This window comes from Devosia sp. (assembly GCF_028290645.1).
GTDB lineage: Bacteria > Pseudomonadota > Alphaproteobacteria > Rhizobiales > Devosiaceae > Devosia_A.
This window is the reverse complement of the sequence record NZ_JAQGJL010000357.1, coordinates 1-2,564: the sequence shown is the minus strand read 5'-3', so window position 1 is coordinate 2,564 and position 2,564 is coordinate 1. Positions and strand designations below refer to the sequence as shown.

The window sequence follows — 2,564 nt, the reverse complement described above, 5'->3', positions numbered from 1 at the left end:
TCGAGGACGACGCCACGCGCACCTATGGCAAGGCCTGGGCGGGCTACACCTTCGCCATCAACGGCGAGTTCACCGATCCCTACGACACCGCTCCGGTTGTGGACGGCGTCCTCGGCTATGCCGGCGCGGATTTCGGCTGGAACGCCTTCGGCGACAGCGAGGGTACCGGAATCGGCGGCCTTGTCGGCTACAACTACTGGAACAATTCGCCGCGCACCTCGCGCGCCAACTACACCACGGCGACCAGCGACGGCGACATCGACTACAATGAGAACAGCGGCGTCTGGTCGCTTCCCGGCGATAGTGTCGATGACAAGCTGGAACTGCACATGTTGCGCCTCGGCCTCAGCGGCAAGGCAGAGATCAGCGACTTCTTCGATATCAGCGCCGAGGTTGCGGCTGTGCCGTTCGCGAGTCTGAGCGGCGTCATGGGCGGGCACGCCGGCGGCGGCGATGACTACCTCGGACCATATGCGCCGTGTCCGGTCCCGGCGCCCGGCGGCTGCGCACCATTGTTCTTCAAGGCCTCGGCGACGGAGGTCAACGGTTGGGGCTACGGGGCCATGGCCGAGCTGATGGCCGGCATCCACCCGACGCAAAACCTCACCATGCGCCTCGGCGGCCGGGCCTGGTATGTCCAGGGCACCTACGACGCGACCTATACCGGCGCGCTCGTCACGGCGCCGCAGTACACCGAGGTCGAGGATCCCGACAATCCGGGAACGTACATCCCCGCTGATCCGCCGTACTCCGCCCCGAGCATCTCGCTCGACGACTACATCGAGACCGAGAACCCGTTCAAGCTCTTCCGCTACGGTCTCCTCGCCGAGCTGACCTACTCGTTCTGATCCCACCTGGCTTACCGGCTGTCCGCTTGCCCTTGCCGGGGTGAGCGGATAAGTCTTTGCCGCGTTTGTCTCCGGCGGATTTCCTCACGTGACCGATCGTCTTCGCATCGCCCTCGCGCAGCTCAATCCGACGGTCGGCGCGCTCGCGCGGAACCTCGCGCTGGCCAAGGAGACCCTCGCCGGCGCGGCCGAGGCGGGCGCCGATATCCTGCTGTTCTCCGAGCTGTTCCTCACCGGCTATTTCCCCGACGACCTGCTGTTCAAGCCGCGCTTCGTGGCGGACGCGATGGCCGCCGCCGAGGATTTCGCGCGCGCCACCGCCGGCACGAGCGTCACCGCCATCATGCCCTCGGTCTGGCGCGAGAACGGCAAGTTGTTCAATTCCGTGCTGGTCTGCGAAGCGGGCGCCATCACCGCCCGCCGCTACAAGCACGAGCTGCCCAATGACGACGTGTTCTACGAGAAGCGCTATTTCGAGCCCGCCGACCTGCAGGAGCCGGTGACCATCAAGGGCGTCTCGATCGGCATCCCGATCTGCGAGGACATCTGGCACCCCGATGTCTGCGCCCGCCTCGTCGACCAGGGCGCGCGTCTCCTCATCTGCCCCAACGGCTCGCCCTATTGGCGCAACAAGCAGGCGACCCGCTACAAGCTGGTCACCGACCGCGTCGCCGAAGACAACGTGCCGATGCTCTATCTCAACCAGGTCGGCGGCCAGGACGATCTGGTCTATGATGGCGCCAGCTTCGGCATCGAGCCGGGCGGTCGGCTAGTGGTGCAGGCCAAGAGCTTCGAGCCCGAGATCCTGATGTCCAACTGGGCCCGCACCGACGACGGCTGGCGCTGCACCGATCCGCACGTCGCCCCGCTCTCGAGCATCGACGAGGCGCCCTGGCGCGCCTGCGTGCTGGGCCTCCGCGACTATGTGAAAAAGAACGGCTTCAAGTCCGTGGTGCTCGGCCTCTCGGGCGGCATCGACAGCGCCATCGTCGCCGCCATGGCCGTCGACGCCATCGGCGCCGACAACGTCCACTGCCTGATGCTGCCCTACCGCTACACCTCGCCCGAGAGCCTCGCCGACGCGCACGATTGCGCCAGGCGCCTCGGCGTCCGCTACGACGTCGTCTCGATCGGCGATCCGGTGGAAGCCGCGCTCGCCGAACTGCAGCCGGTGTTCGGCAACCGCCCCGCGGACCTGACCGAGGAGAACATCCAGTCGCGCATGCGCGGCGTGTACCTGATGGCGGTCTCCAACAAGCTCGGCTCGCTCCTCCTCACCACCGGCAACAAGTCCGAGATGGCGGTCGGCTACGCGACGATCTACGGCGACATGAACGGCGGCTTCAACCCGATCAAGGACATGCTGAAGATGCGTGTCTACGAGCTGGCCGACTGGCGCAACAAGCACCGCCCCGCTGATTGCCTCGGCCCGGACGGCGTGGTCATCACCCAGAACATCATCGACAAGGCCCCCTCGGCCGAGCTCCGCCCCGACCAGACCGACCAGGACTCGCTGCCGCCCTATCCGATCCTCGACGAAATCCTCGTCGGGCTGGTCGAGCTCGAACTGCCGCTGGCCGAAATCGTCGTCCGCGGCGAGGGCCGTTTCGACCTCGCGCTGGCAAAGCGCATCGAAAAGCTGGTCAACATCGCCGAATACAAGCGCCGCCAGTCCGCCCCCGGCGTAAAAATCTCCCGCAAGGCCTTCGGGCAGGG

2 protein-coding genes are annotated in these 2,564 nt (G+C 66.5%); both read left to right on the top strand.

Features of this window, described 5'->3' with window-relative positions:
* On the top strand, positions 1-848 hold an 848-nt coding region (locus JWQ89_RS19015; RefSeq protein ID WP_299643588.1), incomplete at its 5' end, for a hypothetical protein.
* Positions 849-936: 88 nt separating this feature from the next.
* Positions 937-2,564, top strand: a 1,628-nt coding sequence (locus JWQ89_RS19010) for an NAD+ synthase (RefSeq protein WP_299643586.1), incomplete at its 3' end; no start/stop codon positions are given.